The organism is Streptomyces sp. NPDC020731 (genome assembly GCF_044334705.1).
In the GTDB taxonomy this organism is placed as follows: domain Bacteria; phylum Actinomycetota; class Actinomycetes; order Streptomycetales; family Streptomycetaceae; genus Streptomyces.
This window is the reverse complement of record NZ_JBIRTN010000009.1, coordinates 70,704-91,112: the sequence shown is the minus strand read 5'-3', so window position 1 is coordinate 91,112 and position 20,409 is coordinate 70,704. Positions and strand designations below refer to the sequence as shown.

Sequence of the window (20,409 nt, the reverse complement as noted above, 5' to 3'; positions counted from 1 at the left end):
AGAAAGCCGTAGAAAGACAGTATGGAAACGCCCCCGCCCACGACTCCCCGCACCGAGCCCACCGACGCGGACGTCGAGGCCTTCAAGCAGCAGCTCGGGCGGCCCCCGCGCGGGCTGCGCGCCATCGCGCACCGCTGCCCCTGTGGGCAGCCGGACGTCGTGGAGACCGCGCCGAGGCTGCCCGACGGCACCCCCTTCCCGACGCTCTACTACCTCACCTGCCCGAAGGCGAACTCCGCGATCGGGACGCTGGAGGCGAACGGCGTGATGAAGGAGATGACGGAGCGGCTGGCCACCGACCCGGAGCTGGCGGCCGCGTACCGCGCGGCGCACGAGGACTACGTCCGGCGCCGTGACGAGATCGAGGAGCTCAAGAACTTCCCCAGCGCGGGCGGCATGCCGGACCGCGTGAAGTGCCTGCACGTGCTGGTCGCCCACTCGCTGGCCGCGGGCCCCGGGGTCAACCCGCTGGGCGACGAGGCGCTGGCGATGCTGCCGGAGTGGTGGCGCAAGGGCGCCTGCGTGACGCTGCCCGCGAAGGAGGACGGCCGGTGACCCGGGTCGCCGCCGTCGACTGCGGTACGAACTCCATCCGGCTGCTGGTGGCCGACGCCGACCCCGTGACGGGTGAACTCACCGAACTGGACCGGCGGATGACGATCGTGCGGCTCGGCCAGGGTGTCGACCGCACGGGCCGGCTGGCGCCCGAGGCGCTGGAGCGGACGTTCGCCGCCTGCCGTGAGTACGCGGAGATCATCAGGAAGCACGGCGCGGAGCACCTGCGCTTCGTCGCCACCTCCGCCTCCCGTGACGCCGAGAACCGCGACGAGTTCGTGCGCGGGGTGCGGGACATCCTGGGCGTGGAGCCCGAGGTCGTCACCGGTGACCAGGAGGCCGGGTTCTCCTTCACCGGGGCCACCAAGGAGCTGACGGGCCGGACCGACCTGCACCGCCCGTTCCTGGTCGTGGACATCGGCGGCGGCTCGACCGAGTTCGTCGTCGGTGACGACCACGTCCGCGCCGCCCGCTCCGTGGACGTCGGCTGCGTACGGATGACCGAGCGGCACCTGGTGCGGGACGGGGCCGTGACGGACCCGCCGGCCGAGGAGCAGATCGCGGCGATGCGCGCCGACATCGAGGCCGCCCTCGACCAGGCCGAGGAGACGGTCCCGCTGCGCGAGGCGCGCACCCTGGTCGGTCTGGCCGGCTCGGTCACGACCGTGTCGGCGATCGCCCAGGACCTCCCCGAGTACGACTCCGGGGCCATCCACCACTCCCGCGTCTCCCGCGACCGTGTCCGCGAGATCACCGGGTGGCTGCTGCGCTCCACCCACGCGGAGCGCGCGGCGGTGCCCTCCATGCATCCGGGCCGGGTCGACGTGATCGGCGCCGGGGCGCTGGTCCTTCTCTCGATCATGGAGCGGATCGGCGCGGAGGAGGTCGTGGTGTCGGAGCACGACATCCTCGACGGCATCGCCTGGTCCGTGACCCGGGCCCCCTTCACCGCTGATCAGTAGCACTCCACTGAGCAGTCGGGACAGCGTTTGAGCGGCGTCCGGGGGGCCTGTCGGGCCCTCCGGCGGGGCCTCGCCGGGAAAGTTCGTGAAGTTCTTCACAAGGAATCGGCCCCGGGAGAACGAAGAACTGAATCCGGTTGACCCGTTCGGGCCCTCAACACCCCTTTGAACACGTTCAGAAGATGGCGGCGGGTGTTTTGTCGGGGGTGGTCGCGACGACCCGCCGACCGGCCTCACGGCGCCTCCTGATGGACAGAGAGGCAGCTCACGCGGCATTGACAACGTCCCGAACGGGGTGCCGGTTCCCGCTTCGCTCTGTGATCTGGATCAAGAAGCGGAGGATGGTAACACAGGCCCTGTCGAAGCTTGTGAAGGGGCGCACGAGGTACCCCCCTGAGGCGGGTGGATACTCGATGGCATGAGCACCACGGAGCGTCCCAGGATCCTCGTAGTAGGCGGTGGGTACGTAGGCCTGTACGCAGCTCGGCGCATCCAGAAGAAGATGCGTTACGGCGAGGCGACCGTCACCGTCGTCGACCCGCGGTCGTACATGACCTACCAGCCCTTCCTCCCCGAAGCCGCCGCCGGCAGCATCTCCCCCCGGCACGTCGTCGTCCCGCTGCGACGCGTGCTTCCCAAGGCGGAGGTCCTCACCGGTCGGGTCACCACCATCGACCAGGAGCGCAAGGTCGCCACGGTCGCCCCGCTGGTCGGCGAGGCGTACGAGCTGCCCTTCGACTACCTGGTCATCGCGATGGGCGCGGTCTCCCGCACCTTCCCGATCCCCGGCCTCGCCGAGCAGGGCATCGGCATGAAGGGCATCGAGGAGGCCATCGGCCTGCGCAACCACGTCCTCGAGCAGCTCGACAAGGCCGACTCCACCACGGACGAGGAGATCCGGCGCAAGGCGCTCACCTTCGTCTTCGTGGGCGGCGGCTTCGCCGGCGCGGAGACCATCGGCGAGGTCGAGGACATGGCCCGCGACGCCGCCAAGTACTACAAGAACGTGTCCCGCGAGGACATGCGCTTCATCCTCGTCGACGCCGCCGACAAGATCCTCCCCGAGGTCGGTCCCAAGCTCGGCGCGTACGGCAAGGAGCACCTCGAGAGCCGCGGCGTCGAGGTCTACCTGTCCACGTCGATGGACTCCTGCGTCGACGGCCACGTGGTGCTGAAGAACGGCCTCGAGGTCGACTCCCACACGATCGTGTGGACGGCGGGCGTCAAGCCGAACCCGGCGCTGTCCCGCTTCGGTCTGCCGCTGGGTCCGCGCGGTCACGTCGACACCGAGCCGACGCTCCAGGTCAAGGGCACCGACTACATCTGGGCCGCGGGCGACAACGCCCAGGTTCCGGACCTCGTCGGCCGCAAGGCCGGCAACGAGAACGCCTGGTGCCCGCCGAACGCCCAGCACGCGCTGCGCCAGGCCAAGGTCCTCGGCGACAACGTGGTCTCCGGCATGCGGGGCTTCCCGCAGAAGGAGTACAGCCACGCCAACAAGGGCGCGGTGGCGGGCCTCGGCCTGCACAAGGGCGTGGCGATGATCGTCATGGGCAAGATGAAGATCAAGCTCAAGGGCCGGCTCGCCTGGTACATGCACCGTGGCTACCACGGCATGGCGATGCCGACCTTCAACCGCAAGATCCGCGTCTTCGCCGACTGGACCCTCGGCATGTTCCTCAAGCGCGAGGTCGTGTCCCTGGGTGCGATCGAGTCGCCGCGCGAGGAGTTCTACGAGGCGGCGAAGCCGGCGCCGGCCCCGGCGGCCGTCAAGCAGGAACCGAAGAAGACCGAGGCCAAGGCTTCCTGACCCCCGGTCACCGAACTGCCCGAAGGGGCCGCCCGCCATCCGTGGTGCGGGCGGCCCCTTCGGCGTCACCGAGCGGCCGACCGGTCCGGCCCACCCGCGCGGCTCGGTGGGCCGGGAGGCCGTCGTCCCGGGCGGACCTCCGCCGGGCCGCCGGTGCGCGTGCGATTCGGGGTCCGTCCATCCCCGCCTTCGAGCGCAACCGCATCGGCCTCGACCGGGTCCTCGCCGTCAGAACCCCCGCGTCCGGCGCCTGCGCCCTCCCCTGCGCCGCCCGCACCCGGAACCGGCCCGCACGCGACGACGGGCCCCGTTCCACCCGGAACGGGGCCCGCGCCACAGCCACGACTCCTGCCCGGCTACTCGGCCTTGATCGCCTGCAGCATGTTCAGCCGGGCCGCCCGCCGGGCCGGCCACAGCGCCGCCAGCACACCCACCACCGCGGCCAGCAGCAGGAAGACCCCCATCCGGGCCCAGGGCAGGACCAGTTCGTACGTCGCCATCCTCGCCCCCACCAGCTCACCGGCCGCCCAGCCGAAGAACACGCCCAGACCGAGACCGAGCACCGCGCCGAACAGCGAGATCACCAGGGACTCCAGCCGGACCATCCGCTTGATGCCCTTGCGGTCCAGGCCGATCGCCCGCAGCATGCCGATCTCCTGGGAGCGCTCGAACACCGACATCGCCAGGGTGTTGATGACGCCGATGACCGCCACGATCACCGCCATCGCCAGCAGGCCGTAGACCATGTTCAGGATCAGGGTGAACATCTTCGCGATCTCGTTGGAGAGGTCCTGCTTGTCCTGGACCTTGATCGCAGGGTTGGTGCCGAGGGTCTTCTCCAGCGCGTCCTTCGCCGCGTCGGACGTGCCGTCGGCGGTCTTCACCATGACCATCATGTCGGCCGGTTCCGACTCGTGCGGGTCGAGGATCGCGGTGTCGATCATGATGCCGCTGATCATCTCGTTGGCCTGGTAGACACCGGAGACCGTGAGCTTCTGCTTCTCGCCGTCCTCGTAGGCGACGGTGAAGGCCGAACCGGCCTTCCAGCCGTACGACTTCGCGGTGTCCTCGTCCACGACGACCCGCGTGCCGCCGACCTCGAAGGCGCCCTGCGCGACCGGGAACTCGGTCAGCTCGCCGATCGTGGCGCCGTTCACACCGGTCAGGTACTCGGTCTCGCCGTCGATGCGGACGTCCGCGTTGCGCATCGGGCTGACGGCGGTGACGTCGCCGGCCTGCCTCAGCTTCTTCTCGACGTCCGGCGACAGCGAGTGCCCGTTCGCCATGGACACCATGTAGTCCGCCTCGATCGCGGCGGCCGCCATCTTGTCGATGGACTTCTGCAGACTGCCGGCCATCACCGTCATACCGGTGATCAGGGTGAGCCCGATCATCAGCGCGGACGCGGTGGCGGCGGTACGGCGCGGGTTGCGCACCGAGTTCTGCCGGGCCAGCTTGCCGGAGACCCCGAAGACGCGCAGCACCGGGGCCGCGGCGGCGATCAGCGGACGGGACAGCAACGGCGTCAGGATGAAGACGCCGATGATCAGCAGGACGGCGCCGAGCCCCATGGGGGCCTGGCCGTCGGCGCCTTCCATCGTCGTGGCCGCGAGGACCACCGCGACACCGGCCGCCGAGAACAGCGCGCCCAGCGTGTTGCGCAGCACCAGCGACTTGGTGGTCGCCGCGGCGTGCAGCGCGCTCATCGCCGCCACCGGCGGGATCTTCGCGGCCCGGCGGCCGGGCAGCCACGCGGCGAGCATGGTCACCAGGATGCCGACCGCGAACGCGGAGCCGACCGTGCCCGGGCTGACCACCAGGGGCCCGTCGGGCATGGGTGCGTCCAGCGCCCCCATCAGGGAGCGCAGCCCCGCGCCGATGCCGACACCGGCGACGAGTCCGGCGACGGCGGCGACCGCGCCGACCACGAACGCCTCGATCAGCACCGACCGCGTGACCTGACGCCGGGAGGCGCCGACCGCGCGCATCAGGGCCAGCTCCTTGGTGCGCTGGGCGACCAGCATGGTGAAGGTGTTGGCGATGATGAAGGTACCGACGAACAGCGAGATCCCGGCGAACACCAGCAGGCCCTGCTTCAGGCCGCTCATCGAGGAGGCGATCGCCTCCGCCTGGTCGTCGGCGAGCCGCGTGCCCGTCGTGGTCTCCACGAGGTCGGACGGCAGCGCCTTCTCCAGCTGGGCCTGCAGCGCGGTGTCGCTGACGCCGTCCTTCGCCTTGACGGCGATCTCGTCGAAGGTGCCCGCCTTGCCGAACAGCTTCTGCGCGCTCGCCGTGTCGAACAGCGTGAGGCTGCCGCCGGCCGCGACATTGCCGTCGTCGGTGGTGAAGACACCGGCGATCACCGGCTCCAGGACGGGGCCGTCGACCGACATCCGTACGGTGTCGCCGACCTCGTAACCGGCCCGCTTCGCGGTCTCGGAGTCGATGAGGATCTCGCCCTCACCCTTCGGCGCGCGCCCGCTGACCAGCGGGTACCGGGGGTCCTTGGTGCCCCAGTAGTTGCCGCCCTGCGACTGGAAGCCGTCGCCGATCAGCTTGCCGTCCTTGTCGGCGATCGCGGTGAAGCCCTGGACGGTGCCGATGGCCTGCGCGGCGCCGGGCACGGCGGCGCTGTCGTCGACCAGTTCGCGGGTCAGTTCCCGGTACTCGCCGACCTTGTCGCCCTCGGCCTCCTTCCACTTGGGCGTGACGGCGACGTCGACGTGGTCGAAGCCCTTGGCGGACTGCTTCTGCAGGGCGTCGGAGAGGCTGTTGGTGAAGACCAGGGTCCCCGACACGAAGGCCACGCCGAGCATCACGGCGAGCACGGTCATCAGGAGCCGGGCCTTGTGCGCGGAGACATTGCGCAAGGCGGTACGGAACATGGGTGTCTTCTCGAGTCCAGACGTACGGAGGAGGGGGGCGGGCGGAGGGGAGGGCGGGGGTGTCAGCTGGTGCGGCCCTTGGCGTCGAACTGCTTCATGCGGTCGAGCACCGAGTCGGCGGTCGGCCCGTACACCTCGTCCACGATCCGGCCGTCCGCGAGGAAGACCACCCGGTCCGCGTAGGCGGCGGCGACCGGGTCGTGCGTCACCATGACCACCGTCTGCCCCAGCTCGCGCACGGAGTTGCGCAGGAAGCCCAGCACCTCGGCGCCGGAACGGGAGTCGAGGTTTCCGGTGGGCTCGTCGCCGAAGATGATGTCCGGCCGGGAGGCCAGCGCCCGGGCCACGGCGACCCGCTGCTGCTGACCGCCGGACAGCTGCGAGGGCCGGTGGCTCAGCCGGTCCGACAGCCCGACCATCCCGATCACGGTGTCCAGCCACCCCTTGTCCGGCTTGCGGCCCGCGATGTCCATCGGGAGGGTGATGTTCTCCAGCGCGGACAGCGTCGGGAGCAGGTTGAACGCCTGGAAGATGAAGCCGATCTTGTCCCGGCGCAGCCTGGTCAGCTGCTTGTCCTTCAGCGAGCCCAGCTCGGTCTCACCGATGCGCACGGAACCGGAGGAGAAGGTGTCGAGCCCGGCCACGCAGTGCATCAGCGTGGACTTGCCGGAGCCGGACGGGCCCATGATCGCGGTGAACTCGGCCTGCTGGAAGGCGATGGAGACCCGGTCCAGGGCGACCACCTGGGTCTCGCCCTGGCCGTAGATCTTCGAAAGCTCCGTGGCGCGTGCGGCCACGGCGGTGGTCCGGTCGGCGAGGGATGCGGTGGTCACGGGATGGACTCTCCTGTCGGGACGACGTGTTCTCGGGTACGTCGTCCATCGTTCCGCCGCTTTCCCCCGGTGTAGTCACCCGCTGCTCCGGTTCCGGGGGGCGACCAGGGAGGGACCACCGGGCGCGGCGTCATACCTGGGGATGACGGCGGCCCCTGAGGCGGGGGCGCGTGGAACAGGTGGAGCGCCCCTGTTTCGACGGTGAAATTCCGTCATTCCGCGTACGTGACGGAACGTCACACGCAAGGCTGTTGGCACGTACTGATGGCGAGTTCGCGGTGCTGATGGACCCTCAGGCGCCAATAAAATAAGACAAGATCGGCCCCTCCCGCCGCTGCTCGCGGGAGGGCCACCGATAGGCTCGGAACCGCGACGCGGAGCCCATGGCCTGCCCGGATGGTGGAATGCAGACACGGCGAGCTTAAACCTCGCTGCCCCTGAGCGGGCGTGCCGGTTCAAGTCCGGCTCCGGGCACCATTACACATGCCGCTCCCACGCGCCGGCCGCGAACCCGGCACTCCCGACAACCGCGCCTCACCTACGCCGACCGGACGCTCCCGCGTGGGGGTGAGTGCGCGTACTCAGCCGCGGTGGGGGAGGTTGAGCAGGAGCGCGTATGTCGGACGGGACGGGTGAGCGGCACCGTTGTGGGCGAGGGTTCGCTTCGTCGACGGGGGAGTCGTATGGCCGCCGGGTTCTGGCTGCGGGTGGTGGTCACCGGGGCGGCCGTGGTGTCGCTGGCCGGGTGCGGCAAGGCGGATCTGGCCGTGCTCAAGGCGCCGGCGTGCCCGGAGGGGGCCTCCGCGCGGCCCGAGCGGCAGGAGGGGCGGCCGGCGGGGACGGTGTGGGCCTGGGCCCCGCTCTTCGGGGCACCCGAGGGCACGCCCCGGAAGGGCGCGGTGCCCGGACTGGCCGACGTGGTGTCGATCGCGGACAGCGGGCACACCATGGTCGCCGTGCGCGGTGACGGCACCGTGTGGTCGTACGGCACCAACGTCGACGGTTCCCTCGGGCACGGCTCGCGCGAGCGCCACTACCTGGCCGAGCCCCGGCAGGTGACCGGGATCGGCCCCGCGCACGCGGTGTACAACAGCGGGCCGACCTTCTACGCGGTGCTGCGGGACGGCACCGTGACGGCCTGGGGCTCGGACAGGTTCCTGGTCAGGGCCGGGAAGCGGGAGGGGTACGCCGGGGTGGCCACCCCCGAGCGGGTGCCCGGGGCGAAGGGCGTGGCCACCATGGGACCGGGCCCGCTCAACGCCTTCGCGCTGCGCGGCGACGGCCGGGTCCTCGGCTGGGGCATCAACGTGACCGACGTCCTGGGCGACCGCGACAGCACCCGGCTCACCACGGTCGACGGGGTGAAGGGTGTCGTCGACGTGGCCTCGGCCGGCGGCGCCGTGGTCGCCGCCACGGCGGACGGCCGGGTCTGCGCCTGGGGCGGCAACGCCCACGGACTGCTGGGCGTCGAGCCGCGCGGCGGACAGTCGGGGCGGCCTCTGCTCGTACGGGGTCTGAAGGACATCGTCCAGGTGGCCGGCGGATCGGACGTGGCCTATGCCCTCGACCGGGACGGCACCGTCCGGGCCTGGGGCCGGGGTGCGAGCGGCGCCCTCGGCGACGGGGACCGCTCGGACCACACCTCCGCACGACCGGTCCGGGTGAACGGACTGCCCGAGATCCGCCGGATCGCGGCCCACGGGCTCACCGGGTACGCCATCGACACCTCCGGCGGACTGTGGGCCTGGGGCTCCGGGCTGCCCCTCGGCGACCACGTCCCGCAGTCCGCCCGGCCGGTGCGCATCCCGCTGCCCGGGCCCGCCCTGGACGTCTCGGGCCACCACGCGATCGTCGGGGCGGGATGAACGGGTGATCTCCGGCCGGTTCCGGGGAGGTACCGGGTCGGTCATGGTTCGGTTCCCCGTGGTGAAGGGAATCACCCGGCCGCGTAGCGTGTTGCGCAGCACAACGAGGGAAAGATCCTCCCCAAGCATTAGGGTCATTCCTTTGCCTACCTATTACTCTTGAGCCAAGGCCGCGCTGTGTGGCCATGGAGGAGTGAAATGAGGAGCAGAAACCCGGTCTTCTCGCGACGGGGGTTCAGCCGCGACAACGGCTACGCGGGCTTCAACACCGCGCCGCAGGCCGGGGGTCCCGCTGTCGCCACGCAGGCCAACCCGTACGCGCAGCCGACGGGCAATCCGTACGCCCAGAACCCCTACGCGCAGACGGACCAGCAGTACGGCGCACCGCCGCAGGCGCCGGCCACCACCGGCCGGATGACGATCGACGACGTCATCATCCGCACGGGGAGCACGCTCGGCCTGCTCATCGTGACCGCCGCGCTCTCCTGGGCGCTGCTGCCGGTCGACGACGCCAACATCAGCCGGTCCTACGGCATCGGCATCGGTGCCGCGCTGATCGGTATGGTCCTGGCGCTCGTACAGTCCTTCAAGCGCAAGCCCACGCCCGCGCTGATCCTGACGTACGCCGCGTTCGAGGGTGTCTTCCTCGGCGTCATCTCCAGCATCGTCGACAACCGCATCGCCGACGGTGCGGCCATGCAGGCCGTGCTCGGCACCATGGCGGTCTTCGCCGGTGTGCTGGTGGCGTACAAGGCCGGCTGGATCCGCGTCAACCGCCGTTTCTACGGCTTCGTGATGGCGGCCGCGCTCGGCTTCATCCTGCTGATGGCCGTGAACCTGCTGTTCGCGGTGTTCGGCGGCGGTGACGGCCTCGGCTTCCGCAGCGGCCCGCTCGGCATCATCTTCGGTGTCGTCGGCATCATCCTCGGTGCCTGCTTCCTCGCCCTGGACTTCAAGCAGGTCGAGGACGGCATCGCCTACGGTGCGCCGCGCGAGGAGGCCTGGTTCGCCGCCTTCGGCCTCACGCTGACGCTGGTGTGGATCTACATGGAGTTCCTGCGACTCATCGCGATCTTCAACAGCAGCGACTGACACCCCAGCAGTCCCAGTAGTACGGACAAGGGCCCCGGGTTCCCACCCGGGGCCCTTCGTCGTGCCGACGCGCGTCAGAGCAGTTTGCGCGCGGCCCTCCTCAGGTCGTACTCGTGGACGATCGCCTTGGCGTGGCCGTACGCCAGGTCGTGCTCGTGACGGAGCCAGCTGACCTTCTCCTCGAAGCGGAAGAGCGCCGGGCCTTCTTCGACGGTGCGCAGCCAGTCGGCGATCTCACGACCGGTGCAGTGGGGGATGCGGGCGAGCATGTTGCGATGGGTCTCTGCGGAGAAGACTTGGGACATCGGCGCCTCCGGACGCATGGGATGTAAGCCGGTCCTTCAGGTCACCGTGCCTGAGCGGTCGCCCGTTGGCAACAGTCCTGCCGCGCCGCGTACGCTCGCCGCGTGGTTGATACGACGCCCTTCACCCGTGCCGTGGATCATTTCGCCGACCGCCTGCGGGCCGCGCCGCAGAGCAGGCTGCAGCGGGGCGGGGCAGCCGAGGCGCTCGCCCTGGCCAGGGACTTGGCGCGGCGCACCCAGCTCGTCGAGGAGCCGGGCACCGAGCCCCGCGAGATGCCCGACGCGGGCATGTTCGCCGCCGCCGACCAGATCACCGTCGCCGGCCACGACCTGGCGCTCGTACTGCGGAGCGAGGACGAGGTGCGGGAGGCCGTACGACTGGTGGAGGAGGCACGCGAGCGCGCCGGGGTCTAGCCGGTCCGGAGATCAGAGGGACGCGATGACGCGGTCCGCCAGGACGTAGACGTTCTCCTCGCCGCAGGAGAACGTCAGCGTGTACGCCCCCGAGATACCGGAGCCGCCCAGCAGGAACGGGGTCTCGCCCGCGCGCAGGGCCGCCGCCAGGCGCTCCGCGGTCTCGCGGTGGCCCGGCGTCATGCACAGCGTCGTCCCGTCGGCGAAGACGTAGACGTCGAGGGTGCCCAGCGGGCCCGGACGGACGTCGGTCAGCTCGGTCCGGGCGGCGGCCAGCTCCTCCAGGGTGGTCAACGTGCGCTCGTGGTCGTTCACGATCGGCGAGGGGTTCGGCACGAAGTCCGGATGCGAGGGGTGACGGCGGCGGGCCGCGGCCAGCTCCGGGGAGTCCCCGGAGTGCTCCTCGACGTCCGCACCCAGCTCGCTCACCGGCTCCAGACCCACGAAATCGGCCTGCCGGGGCAGGAACAGCTCGCTGTCGGCCAGACCCAGCAGGGACGGCGCGTCGGACGCGTCACGCACCTCCTGGGCGGCCCAGAAGGCCCGCGCCTCGGCGAGCTCGCGCTCCCGCTCCTCGGCGAGCGCCTCCGCCACGGCGGCACGTATCTCGTCGGTGCCGGCCGTGCGGGCGGAGGGAACGTGCGCGCGCGTGGTCGCGGCGCCGTTCTCGGCCAGCACGGTGTGCAGGGCCGCGACCTGTCGGCGCAGCACCATGATGCTGCGCAGAACAGCGACGCCCACGGCGCCGGTGGCGGCCGTGGTGATCAGCAGGGCGATCGGCATGGCGCTCACTGACGTACTCCCGGTTCAAAGTCGACCCCCGACTTCCTACATCAGCTTGAAGGGTGGACTAACCATCTGTCAGTGCGTAACGTCACGAAACGGGCAGGCCTTTGAGGATGTGTCCGCGAGGGGTCCGGCCCTGACCTGTATGAATCCCCGCCGCGAGGGAGATAGGTCACATCCTGGGGGAGATTGGATCACGAATCGGCCCGGCCCTCCGGAGTCTCCGGGGACCGGGCCGTTGGCTCACGGACCGTACCGCGACGGCTACCGTGCGCCTGTGATGCGGGGTGAAGGGTTCAGCTGAGGCGCTCGATGACCATCGCCATGCCCTGGCCGCCGCCGACGCACATCGTCTCCAGGCCGAACTGCTTGTCGTGGAACTGGAGGGAGTTGATGAGCGTGCCGGTGATGCGGGCGCCGGTCATGCCGAAGGGGTGGCCGACGGCGATGGCACCGCCGTTGACGTTCAGCTTCTCCAGCGGGATGCCGAGCTCGCGGTAGGAGGGGATCACCTGGGCGGCGAACGCCTCGTTGATCTCGGCCAGGTCGATGTCGTCGATGGTGAGGCCGGCGCGGGACAGCGCCTGCTTGCTCGCCTCGACCGGACCGAGGCCCATGATCTCGGGGGAGAGGCCGGAGACGCCGGTGGAGACGATCCGGGCGAGCGGGGTGAGACCCAGCTCGCGGGCCTTGGTGTCGCTCATGATGACGAGCGCGGCGGCGCCGTCGTTGAGCGGGCAGCAGTTGCCGGCGGTGACGAGCCCGTCCGGGCGGAAGACCGGCTTGAGGCCCTGGACGCCCTCCATGGTGACGCCGGCGCGGGGGCCGTCGTCCTTGGAGACCACCGTGCCGTCGGGGAGCGTCACCGGTGTGATCTCGCGCTCCCAGAAGCCGTTCTTGATGGCCTCCTCGGCGAGGTTCTGCGAGCGGACGCCGAACTCGTCCATGTCCTGGCGGGTGACGCCCTTGAGGCGGGCCAGGTTCTCCGCGGTCTGGCCCATCGCGATGTACGGGTCGGGCACCAGGCCGTCCTCGCGCGGGTCGTGCCAGGAGGAGCCCTCCGACTCCGCGACGGCGGCGGTACGGGCCTCGGCCTCGGCGAACAGCGGGTTGCGGGTGTCCGGGAGGCTGTCGGAGTTGCCCTTGACGAAGCGGGAGACCGTCTCGACGCCGGCCGAGATGAACACGTCGCCCTCGCCGGCCTTGATGGCGTGCAGGGCCATGCGGGAGGTCTGCAGCGAGGACGAGCAGTAACGGGTGACGGTGCAGCCGGGGAGGTGGTCCATCCCCATCTGTACGGCGACCACGCGACCGAGGTTGTTGCCCTGCTCGCCGCCGGGGAGGCCGCAGCCGAGCATCAGGTCGTCGATGTCCCTCGGGTCCAGCTCGGGAACCTTGGCGAGGGCGGCCTGGATGATCGTGGCGGTCAGGTCGTCCGGGCGCAGGTCCTTGAGGGAGCCCTTGAAGGCGCGGCCGATGGGGGAGCGGGTGGCTGAGACGATCACGGCTTCGGGCATCACGGCTCCAGGGGGAAGGTGCGGCGCGTAGCGCCTCGTCGAGGGGTGGTGGTCGGGCGACGGGTGGGCGTACCGGGTGGTTGGTGCGGGGCTTCTTGGGAAGTTACCCGGACGTATGGGCGGGGTCACGGGTGACGTCATGTGACATGGACCGCAACTGTCTAAGCGCTTGCTTTTCCTCGCGTCCACCGCGGGCGGGTCGTGCCGCGGGGCGCACGGGCGGGCCGAGGGCGCCTCCCCGGCCCTCGAGGCACCGGAGAGGCGCGACTGGCCGCGGCTATGGCGGCGCGACTGCCCGCGGCTACGGCGGCGCGACCGCTCACGGCTACGGAGGTACGACCGCCCGCGGCTGAGCGGGGCGCCGCTACGACGGCTGGGCCGACGGCTCCGGCTCCGCCTCCGCGACCCGCCGGCGCCGGCGGCGTTTCAACAGGGCCCACGGCCCCCGCGAACCCGCAGGCATCGCCGCAGTGACCTCCGTACCCGCCTCCGCCGCCGCCTCCGCCGCCGCCCGGGCCACCGGCAGGAACCCCTCGCGGCGGGCGGCGTCCGGCCGTTCCTCCTCCGCCGGCCACAGCCCCAGCGCCGCGCACACCGTCGGCAGTATCGCCATCGCGGCGGTGGCGTACCCCTCCGCCGAGGGGTGGTAGCTGTCCGGCCCGAACAGCTCGCGCGGATTCGCCGCGAACTCGGGCCCCAGCAGATCGCCCAGCGACACCGTGCGCCCGCCCTGCTCGACGGCCCCGATCGTCTGCGCCGCCGCCAGCTGTCGTGAGGCCCGGCGGGCCAGCCAGCGCAGCGGCTGCTGCACCGGCTGGAGCGTGCCGAGGTCGGGACAGGTGCCGACGACCACCTCCGCACCGGCCGTCCGCAGCCGCCGTACCGCCGAGGACAGATGACGTACGGAACGGGTGGGCGGCATGCGATGGGTGACGTCATTGGCGCCGATCATGATCACGCAGACGTCCGGCACCCGGGAGGGATCCGCCAGCGCCCGCGTCACCTGCCGGTCCAGATCGTCGGAACAGGCTCCGGGCACCGCGACCGTGCTCAGCCCCACCGGATGTTCCGCGATCGCCGCGACGCCCGACGCCAGCAGCGCGCCCGGCGTCTGCCCGGCCCGGTGCACGCCCTGTCCGGCCGCCGTGGAGTCGCCCAGCATCGTCAGCCGCAGCGCCGGTTCGCCCGGCACCGTGTACGCCGCGCCGTACAGCCCGTCCGCGTTCGGTACGTGAGGAGTCGTGCCGTTGCCCACGCGGCGCCGCGCCAGCTGGGCCTCGGCCATCAGGAGTCCCACGGTGGCCGCCCCGGCCAGACCGATCCCCCCGCCGCCGTACGCCGCGCCGGCCGCGATCCGCCGGGCCACCCTCGCCCTCGACAAGCCCGTCATGCCTCGCCGCCACCTCCTCGAACCCGTACACCCAGTGCTTGCCCCGTACGGACCGTGGTCCAATCCCCACGGCGAGTGAACGACCCGGCCGGGTTCGGACCGGTGAGGGCCTAGGCTGGCAGCACCACTACGACCACCTCTTTTGCAGCATCCGGAGACAACGGTGCAATTCCACGACTCGATGATCAGCCTCGTCGGCAACACCCCGCTGGTGCGGCTCAACAGCGTGACCAAGGGCATCAGGGCGACCGTCCTGGCCAAGGTGGAGTACTTCAACCCGGGCGGTTCCGTGAAGGACCGCATCGCCCTGCGCATGATCGAGGCGGCGGAGCAGAGCGGGGAGCTGAAGCCGGGCGGCACCATCGTCGAGCCGACCAGCGGCAACACCGGCGTCGGGCTCGCCATCGTGGCCCAGCAGAAGGGCTACAAGTGCGTCTTCGTCTGCCCGGACAAGGTGTCCACGGACAAGATCAACGTCCTGCGGGCCTACGGCGCCGAGGTCGTCGTCTGCCCGACCGCGGTGGCGCCCGAGCACCCCGACTCCTACTACAACGTCTCCGACCGGCTGGTGCGTGAGACGCCGGGGGCCTGGAAGCCGGACCAGTACTCCAACCCCCACAACCCCCTCTCCCACTACCACTCCACCGGCCCCGAGCTGTGGGAGCAGACCGAGGGGAGGATCACCCACTTCGTGGCCGGCGTCGGCACCGGAGGCACCATCTCCGGGACCGGGCGCTACCTGAAGGAGGTCAGCGACGGCGGCGTGAAGGTGGTCGGCGCGGACCCCGAGGGGTCCGTGTACTCCGGGGGCTCCGGGCGGCCGTACCTGGTCGAGGGCGTCGGCGAGGACTTCTGGCCGACCGCCTACGACCGTGATGTCGCCGACGAGATCGTCGCCGTCTCCGACAAGGACTCCTTCCAGATGACCCGCCGGCTCGCCAAGGAGGAGGGCCTGCTGGTCGGCGGCTCCTGCGGCATGGCGGTCGTGGCGGCCCTGGAGGTGGCCTCGCGGCTCGGTGAGGACGACGTGGTCGTCGTCCTGCTGCCGGACAGCGGCCGCGGCTACCTCAGCAAGATCTTCAACGACGAGTGGATGGCCGACTACGGCTTCCTGGAGGACACCGGCTCCAGCGCCCGCGTCGCCGACGTCCTGAACGACAAGGAGGGCGGCCACATCCCCTCCCTCGTCCACATGCACCCCGACGAGACGATCGGCCAGGCCATCGAGGTGCTGCGCGAGTACGGCGTCTCGCAGATGCCGGTGGTCAAGCCGGGCGCCGGTCACCCGGACGTGATGGCCGCCGAGGTCGTCGGCTCGGTGGTGGAGCGGGAGCTGCTGGACGCGATGTTCAGCAAGAGCGCCTCGCTCGACGACCCGCTGGAGAAGCACATGTCCGCGCCGCTGCCGCAGGTCGGCTCGGGTGAGCCCGTCGCGGACCTGATGGCCGTCCTGGGCAAGGCGGACGCGGCGATCGTCCTCGTCGAGGGCAAGCCGACCGGTGTGGTCAGCCGCCAGGACCTGCTGTCCTTCCTCGCCAAGGCCGGGAAGTGACGACACGTCGGGCGAAGCACCGGTGAACCCGCCGTGAACGGCCGGGTGCCGGCACAGTGATGTTCTTCGTGGACTTCGCGGAAGTGGTACGAGCGCGTCACGTCCGCGCAGCACCGGCTTAACACGGGTCCGGCAGATTGGTGGGTGTCGGCGGGACGGCGGAGACGCCTCCCAGGCGTTCAGCCCTGGGGGAGGCTCCCCGTTCCGGCCGGCGACCGAACGGCGTCGAAGGACCTCCGGAGCGGCTCCCGGACCTCCATGGACGCCTCGGACGCGCAGCCCGCCTCTACGGGCGCGCGTCCCCGCGGGGACCGCCGTCGTCCCGCCCCCCGGCGACGGGGGTGCGGCGGTCCCCGCGCAACCCGGCCTCAGTCCTCCCAGTCGCTGTCCCGGGTCGGCTCACGGCGGCCGAACAGGCCCGGATGGGTACGGGCGGCCTGGACGACGTTGACGCCGACGATGCCCAGCCAGGTGACCACCAGACCGGGCAGATGGCCCACGCCCCCGCCGATGGCGGACAGCGGCACCGCCAGGACCAGCGAGACGATGCCGAAGCCGAAGCGCTCGCCCCAGGTGTCCGTGGCCTTCGGCGACCTCGAGTCCCGGGCCGCCGTCATCTGCTGCTCGGCGAACTGCCGGCGCACCCGGCGCTCCACCGCGCCGTCGATGCGCTGATCGACCTTCTCCAGGAACGAGTCGACCAGCGCGGACTCGTACTCCTCGCCCAGCTCCCTGCGGGCCTGCAGGGAGGCGTCGAGTTCCTTTTTCAGCTCGGTGTCCCGCGCGTCCATTCCGGTCATGCGTTCCACGGTAGGGAGGCGGCAGGCCGATGACACTGGGGGTAACCCCCCTCTCGGCCTCGGGTTCGCCGCGCCGCTACTTCTTGCACATCTTCTCGTCGGCCCGGAACTGTTTGCCGTCGTCGACCTTGTTCGGCGGGGCGATGGGGACACCGGCCCCGGTGAAGTCGGGGCCGAGGGTGAGCGTCATCGGTGTCGTCGCGTCGGCGTCGGTCGTGCCGGGCTTCATGGCCGAGGCGGGCAGGCCCATCAGGTCGGCGAGCTTGCGGGCCTGGTCCGCCTGGTTCGGCGCGTACTCCAGCCGGGTCTTGCCGACCTCGGCCGGGGCGTTGCCCTTGTTGGTGGACCTGGCCACGCCCTCGCCGGTCTGCAGCCAGGCCAGGGTGTCCTGCGCGGCCCCCTGCGGGCCACCGCCGTTGAGGACGTCGACGCGGATCTCGGACGCCTCGGCCCGTGTGCCCTCCAGCAGCTTGGCCTGCTTGTTCTTGGCGTCCTTCTTCTTCTTTTCGACCTCGGTGAAGGAGACGTCGTTCTGCAGCATGCTGAAGATCTTCGGGGCCTTGTCCGGGTCCAGTACGACGGTGACGGGCGTGGGCTCGTCCGGGTTGTCCTTCACCGGCACGGTCATCATGGTGATGTTCTTCAGGTTGATCTTGCCGAGTTCCTTGGCGAGGGTGAGCAGCTTGCTGGGGCTGCCTATGCCCTTGTCCACGGTGAGGGACTTGGTGGCCGCGTCGGCGACGTCGAGCATCTTCGACGGGCTGTCCAGTGTGTCTTCCTTGAGCTGGCGGATCATCGACGCGACGAACTTCTGCTGCATCTCGATCCGGTCCAGGTCGCTCTCGTTCTTCAGGCCGTGCCGGTTGCGGAGGAAGGAGAGCGCGTCCTCGCCCTGGACGGTGCTCTCCCCGGCCGGCAGATCGAGGCCGGAGCCGCCGTCCAGGTCCTTGAGGGGCTTCTCCAGGCACACCTCGACGCCGCCGACCGCGGTGGACAGCGTCTTGACCGCGTTGAAGTCGAACATCATGAAGTGGTCGACCTCGAGGCCGGTGATCTCCTCGACCGTGAGCATGGTGCAGCCCGGATCGCGGCCGTTCACACCGTAGGACTCGTTGAACCTGGTGGCGACCGTCGAGCCGGGGATGTCCTTGGTGGAACCGTCGGACTGTTTGGACGTGCAGTCCGGAATCTTGATCATCAGGTCGCGGGGGATGCTCACCACGGTCGCGTTGGTGCGGTCCTCGGCCACGTGGAAGAGGAGCGTGGTGTCGGCGTGCCCGGTGACGTTGGTCCGGTTGCCGTAGTCCTCGTTGCCCTCGCCGGTGCGGACGTCGTTGCCGATGATCAGGAGGTTGACCGGTCCGTCCGCCAGGACCTTGTCACTGCCCACGTCACCGATGTCGACGGTGTTGATGTTGCCGTAGAGGCGGTCGTACCAGTAGTACGCGAACGCCGAACCGCCCACGAGGACCAGGCCGAGGGCGCCTCCCGTCCACATCAGCGCCTTCTTCCTGCCGCTCCTCCCCGGCTTGCGCTTGCGGCGGTCCTGGCCGGGCGGGTCCTCCGGTGCGGGGGTGGGCGTGGGTGCGGCGCGGCGGCCGCGCTGGCCGGGGACGCGGGCGGGCGCGGGGGAATCGGGGCGGGAGGCCCGGCGGGGGCGGGGAGCCTTCGGCTGCGCTGCGGAATCGTTCAGCCGCAGTTCGTATTCGCCGGTATCCGGGTTGAGTACCCACTGGTCGGCAGGGTCGGTTCCGTCCGCCTGCCCACGACTCTGCGCGTCCACGCCTCTACCAGTCCTCCGTCGGGTGCCACATGGGTCGCCTGCGCCTCAAGACGCTCTGTTGTTCGATGAGTTACGCTATCCGGCCCGTTCCGGATGCGGTGACGTCGTAGCAAAATCGTCGAGTTCCGGATCTGTCGCCGAAAGGGGCACAGTGTGCGATCTCCGTCCATCGCGACGCCCGGTCGGCGCGACCCCGCGGGCGCCTGTATAACGGTATGCAGGAATTTCGATGGGTGAATAGGCCGAGGTGTCGAGGTGCCGAGGTGTCGAGGGGGAGTCAGGTCATGAGCGGCACCGAGAGCCCTGCCGCGCGTCTCCAGGCGCTCTTCGAGGGGCACCGGCTGACGCCGACCCAGCGGCGCATCGCGCACAGCATGGTGCGGCGCGCCGCCGACGTGCCGTTCCTGTCCAGCGTGGAGCTGGCCGAGCTGGCCGGGGTCAGCCAGCCGTCCGTGACCCGGTTCGCCGTCGCCCTCGGCTTCGACGGTTATCCCGCCCTGCGGCGGCATCTGCGTGAGGTCGCGCCCGCCGAACCGGCGCCGGAGACCGGCTCGTACAACGAGTACCAGCAGGCCGTCGAGGCCGAGATCGAGAACCTGCGGCATCTGGCGGAGGTGCTGGCCGACCCCCGGCCGGTGCGGCGGGCGGGCCGGATGCTGGCCGGGAGCCGGCCGCTGCCCGTACTGGGGCTGCGGGCCGCTGCGGCCCAGGCGCACGGATTCGCCTACTTCGCCGCCAAGGTCCATCCGGACGTACGGCTGCTCAACGAGGGCGGCACGATGCTCCACGACCGGATCGACGCCGCCGCGCGGGCCGGGGCGAGCGCCCTGCTGTGCTTCGCGCTGCCCCGGCATCCCCGCGAGGTCCTCGACGCCCTCGCCCGTGCGAAGGAGACGGGGCTGACCGTGGTCACCGTCGCGGACTCCCCGTTCGCGCCGGTCGCCAAGGTGTCCGACCTGCTGCTGCCCGCCGCCGTCGGCACCGGGCTGGCCTTCGACACGGCGTGCGCGCCGATGCTGCTGGGCCGGGTGCTGCTGGAGGCGATGTGCGACGACCTGCCCGACGCGCAGGCACGGCTGGAGGAGTTCGACGCGAAGGCGGCGGCGCGCGGGCTGTTCGTGGACTGACGGCACGCGTGGCGGCGGGGGCCCGCCCGTGTTCTCAGACTCGTCTCACCTTGCGTCGCTAGCGTCCGTCCCCTAGGACATGCACAGGCATCGGAGGACGGGAGGCCGGACATGACGCGCGGAGGACAGGGACTGGCCCGAGTGGCCGTCGTGGTGCGGGCCGGGGCCGCGCCACTGTGGTGGCTGGGAGTCGTCGCGGCGGGCACCGGAGTGCTGGTGCCGGGACTGACCGGGCGCAGGATCGGTGTACTGGCGGGCGCCGCGCTGTTCCTCGTGGCGGCGGCCGTCGTGGCGTACGGGCGGCGGGGGCGCTACCGCGCACCGGCCCGTTCGGCGGCCCGGGCGGGCAAGCACGACGTGCTGCAGGACCGGGCGGTGACCGTCCGCAACTGGCGTCGCGGGCACCGTTGGTGGCTGTTGCTCGCCTTCCTCGCCGCGCTGGGCACGGCGTTCGCGGTGCCCGCCGCCGGTGGTCTGCTGCTCGCCGGGTGCGGGGTGGGGCTGTGGCTGAAGGCGGCCTGGATCGGGCGTCTGGAGCAGGCGGACGAGGTTCTGCTGTGGGTACGCGTCGACTGGCTCCGTGCGGGGGTGGGTCGGCCTGCGGGCAAGACGGTCAAGGGGTACCGGACGACCGGTGTCGCGGCGGGTGACGCGGCGCCGGGCGGTGCGCGTCGGCGGGCGCCGGCCCTCGTCTGAGGGGCGGTTTCCTCCGGGGCGCCGTGGATGATCGCGC

General features: G+C 71.0%; 17 protein-coding genes and 1 tRNA gene. 10 read left to right on the top strand and 8 right to left on the bottom strand.

The window, feature by feature from the left end; translation table 11 throughout:
* Positions 1-21 precede the first annotated feature (21 nt).
* The 3 genes from ACH4VX_RS15800 to ACH4VX_RS15790 all read left to right on the top strand — a co-directional run bounded on the left by ACH4VX_RS15800 (position 22) and on the right by ACH4VX_RS15790 (position 3,327).
* Positions 22-555 (top strand): DUF501 domain-containing protein, encoded by a 534-nt coding sequence (locus ACH4VX_RS15800; RefSeq protein WP_398367969.1) that lies wholly within the window; start codon positions 22-24, stop codon positions 553-555.
* Positions 552-1,517: an exopolyphosphatase gene (locus ACH4VX_RS15795; protein WP_398367968.1), complete on the top strand. Its 966-nt coding sequence runs from the start codon at positions 552-554 to the stop codon at positions 1,515-1,517. Before ACH4VX_RS15800 ends, ACH4VX_RS15795 begins: the two co-directional genes overlap by 4 nt.
* A gap of 418 nt (positions 1,518-1,935) precedes the next feature.
* A complete protein-coding gene (locus tag ACH4VX_RS15790) occupies positions 1,936-3,327 on the top strand; it encodes an NAD(P)/FAD-dependent oxidoreductase (RefSeq protein WP_398367967.1) in 1,392 nt (463 codons plus the stop codon).
* A 356-nt stretch (positions 3,328-3,683) separates the two neighbouring features.
* Here ACH4VX_RS15790 and ACH4VX_RS15785 read toward each other — a convergent pair whose 3' ends face one another.
* Both ACH4VX_RS15785 and ACH4VX_RS15780 read right to left on the bottom strand, forming a co-directional pair.
* A complete protein-coding gene (locus ACH4VX_RS15785) occupies positions 3,684-6,212 on the bottom strand; it encodes an ABC transporter permease (RefSeq protein WP_398367966.1) in 2,529 nt (842 codons plus the stop codon).
* A 62-nt stretch (positions 6,213-6,274) separates the two neighbouring features.
* Positions 6,275-7,045 carry an ABC transporter ATP-binding protein gene (locus ACH4VX_RS15780; RefSeq protein ID WP_398367965.1) on the bottom strand — a complete coding sequence of 257 codons (771 nt, stop codon included), beginning with the start codon at positions 7,043-7,045 and terminating at the stop codon, positions 6,275-6,277.
* A gap of 390 nt (positions 7,046-7,435) precedes the next feature.
* On the opposite strand from ACH4VX_RS15780, the gene ACH4VX_RS15775 reads away from it, so the two are divergent.
* From ACH4VX_RS15775 to ACH4VX_RS15765, 3 genes are all read left to right on the top strand, one after another.
* A tRNA-Leu gene (locus ACH4VX_RS15775) sits at positions 7,436-7,522 on the top strand.
* A gap of 206 nt (positions 7,523-7,728) precedes the next feature.
* The gene (locus ACH4VX_RS15770) at positions 7,729-8,910 is read left to right on the top strand and encodes an RCC1 domain-containing protein (RefSeq protein ID WP_398367964.1); all 1,182 of its coding nucleotides are present in this window, start codon (positions 7,729-7,731) and stop codon (positions 8,908-8,910) included.
* Positions 8,911-9,108: 198 nt separating this feature from the next.
* Complete coding sequence (locus ACH4VX_RS15765; RefSeq protein WP_398367963.1) at positions 9,109-10,002, top strand: Bax inhibitor-1/YccA family protein; 894 nt, start codon at positions 9,109-9,111, stop codon at positions 10,000-10,002.
* A 74-nt stretch (positions 10,003-10,076) separates the two neighbouring features.
* Here ACH4VX_RS15765 and ACH4VX_RS15760 read toward each other — a convergent pair whose 3' ends face one another.
* On the bottom strand, positions 10,077-10,307 hold the full coding sequence (locus ACH4VX_RS15760) for a DUF4287 domain-containing protein (protein ID WP_398367962.1): 231 nt from the start codon (positions 10,305-10,307) through the stop codon (positions 10,077-10,079).
* A 102-nt stretch (positions 10,308-10,409) separates the two neighbouring features.
* Here ACH4VX_RS15760 and ACH4VX_RS15755 point away from each other — a divergent pair, with 102 nt between their 5' ends.
* Positions 10,410-10,721 carry a hypothetical protein gene (locus ACH4VX_RS15755; RefSeq protein WP_398367961.1) on the top strand — a complete coding sequence of 104 codons (312 nt, stop codon included), beginning with the start codon at positions 10,410-10,412 and terminating at the stop codon, positions 10,719-10,721.
* Positions 10,722-10,733: 12 nt separating this feature from the next.
* On the opposite strand, the gene ACH4VX_RS15750 is transcribed toward ACH4VX_RS15755, so the two are convergent.
* The 3 genes from ACH4VX_RS15750 to ACH4VX_RS15740 all read right to left on the bottom strand — a co-directional run bounded on the left by ACH4VX_RS15750 (position 10,734) and on the right by ACH4VX_RS15740 (position 14,414).
* Positions 10,734-11,513, bottom strand: coding sequence for a hypothetical protein (locus ACH4VX_RS15750; protein WP_398367960.1), 780 nt, complete (start codon positions 11,511-11,513; stop codon positions 10,734-10,736).
* Between the two features lie 290 nt (positions 11,514-11,803).
* A complete protein-coding gene (locus ACH4VX_RS15745; RefSeq protein ID WP_398367959.1) occupies positions 11,804-13,024 on the bottom strand; it encodes an acetyl-CoA C-acetyltransferase in 1,221 nt (406 codons plus the stop codon).
* A gap of 364 nt (positions 13,025-13,388) precedes the next feature.
* Positions 13,389-14,414, bottom strand: coding sequence for an SGNH/GDSL hydrolase family protein (locus ACH4VX_RS15740; RefSeq protein ID WP_398367958.1), 1,026 nt, complete (start codon positions 14,412-14,414; stop codon positions 13,389-13,391).
* A 163-nt stretch (positions 14,415-14,577) separates the two neighbouring features.
* Here ACH4VX_RS15740 and ACH4VX_RS15735 point away from each other — a divergent pair, with 163 nt between their 5' ends.
* Positions 14,578-15,966: a cystathionine beta-synthase gene (locus tag ACH4VX_RS15735; protein WP_398367957.1), complete on the top strand. Its 1,389-nt coding sequence runs from the start codon at positions 14,578-14,580 to the stop codon at positions 15,964-15,966.
* A gap of 368 nt (positions 15,967-16,334) precedes the next feature.
* Here the strand turns inward: ACH4VX_RS15735 and ACH4VX_RS15730 are convergent, their stop codons facing one another.
* Both ACH4VX_RS15730 and ACH4VX_RS15725 read right to left on the bottom strand, forming a co-directional pair.
* Positions 16,335-16,757, bottom strand: coding sequence for a hypothetical protein (locus tag ACH4VX_RS15730; RefSeq protein WP_398368173.1), 423 nt, complete (start codon positions 16,755-16,757; stop codon positions 16,335-16,337).
* An 85-nt stretch (positions 16,758-16,842) separates the two neighbouring features.
* On the bottom strand, positions 16,843-18,549 hold the full coding sequence (locus tag ACH4VX_RS15725) for an LCP family protein (protein WP_398367956.1): 1,707 nt from the start codon (positions 18,547-18,549) through the stop codon (positions 16,843-16,845).
* 284 nt (positions 18,550-18,833) lie between these two features.
* Between ACH4VX_RS15725 and ACH4VX_RS15720 the strand changes: the two genes are divergently transcribed.
* A complete protein-coding gene (locus ACH4VX_RS15720) occupies positions 18,834-19,676 on the top strand; it encodes a MurR/RpiR family transcriptional regulator (protein WP_398367955.1) in 843 nt (280 codons plus the stop codon).
* Positions 19,677-19,787: 111 nt separating this feature from the next.
* Positions 19,788-20,372, top strand: a complete 585-nt coding sequence (locus ACH4VX_RS15715) for a hypothetical protein (protein ID WP_398367954.1) — start codon at positions 19,788-19,790, stop codon at positions 20,370-20,372.
* The last annotated feature ends 37 nt before the right edge of the window (positions 20,373-20,409 follow it).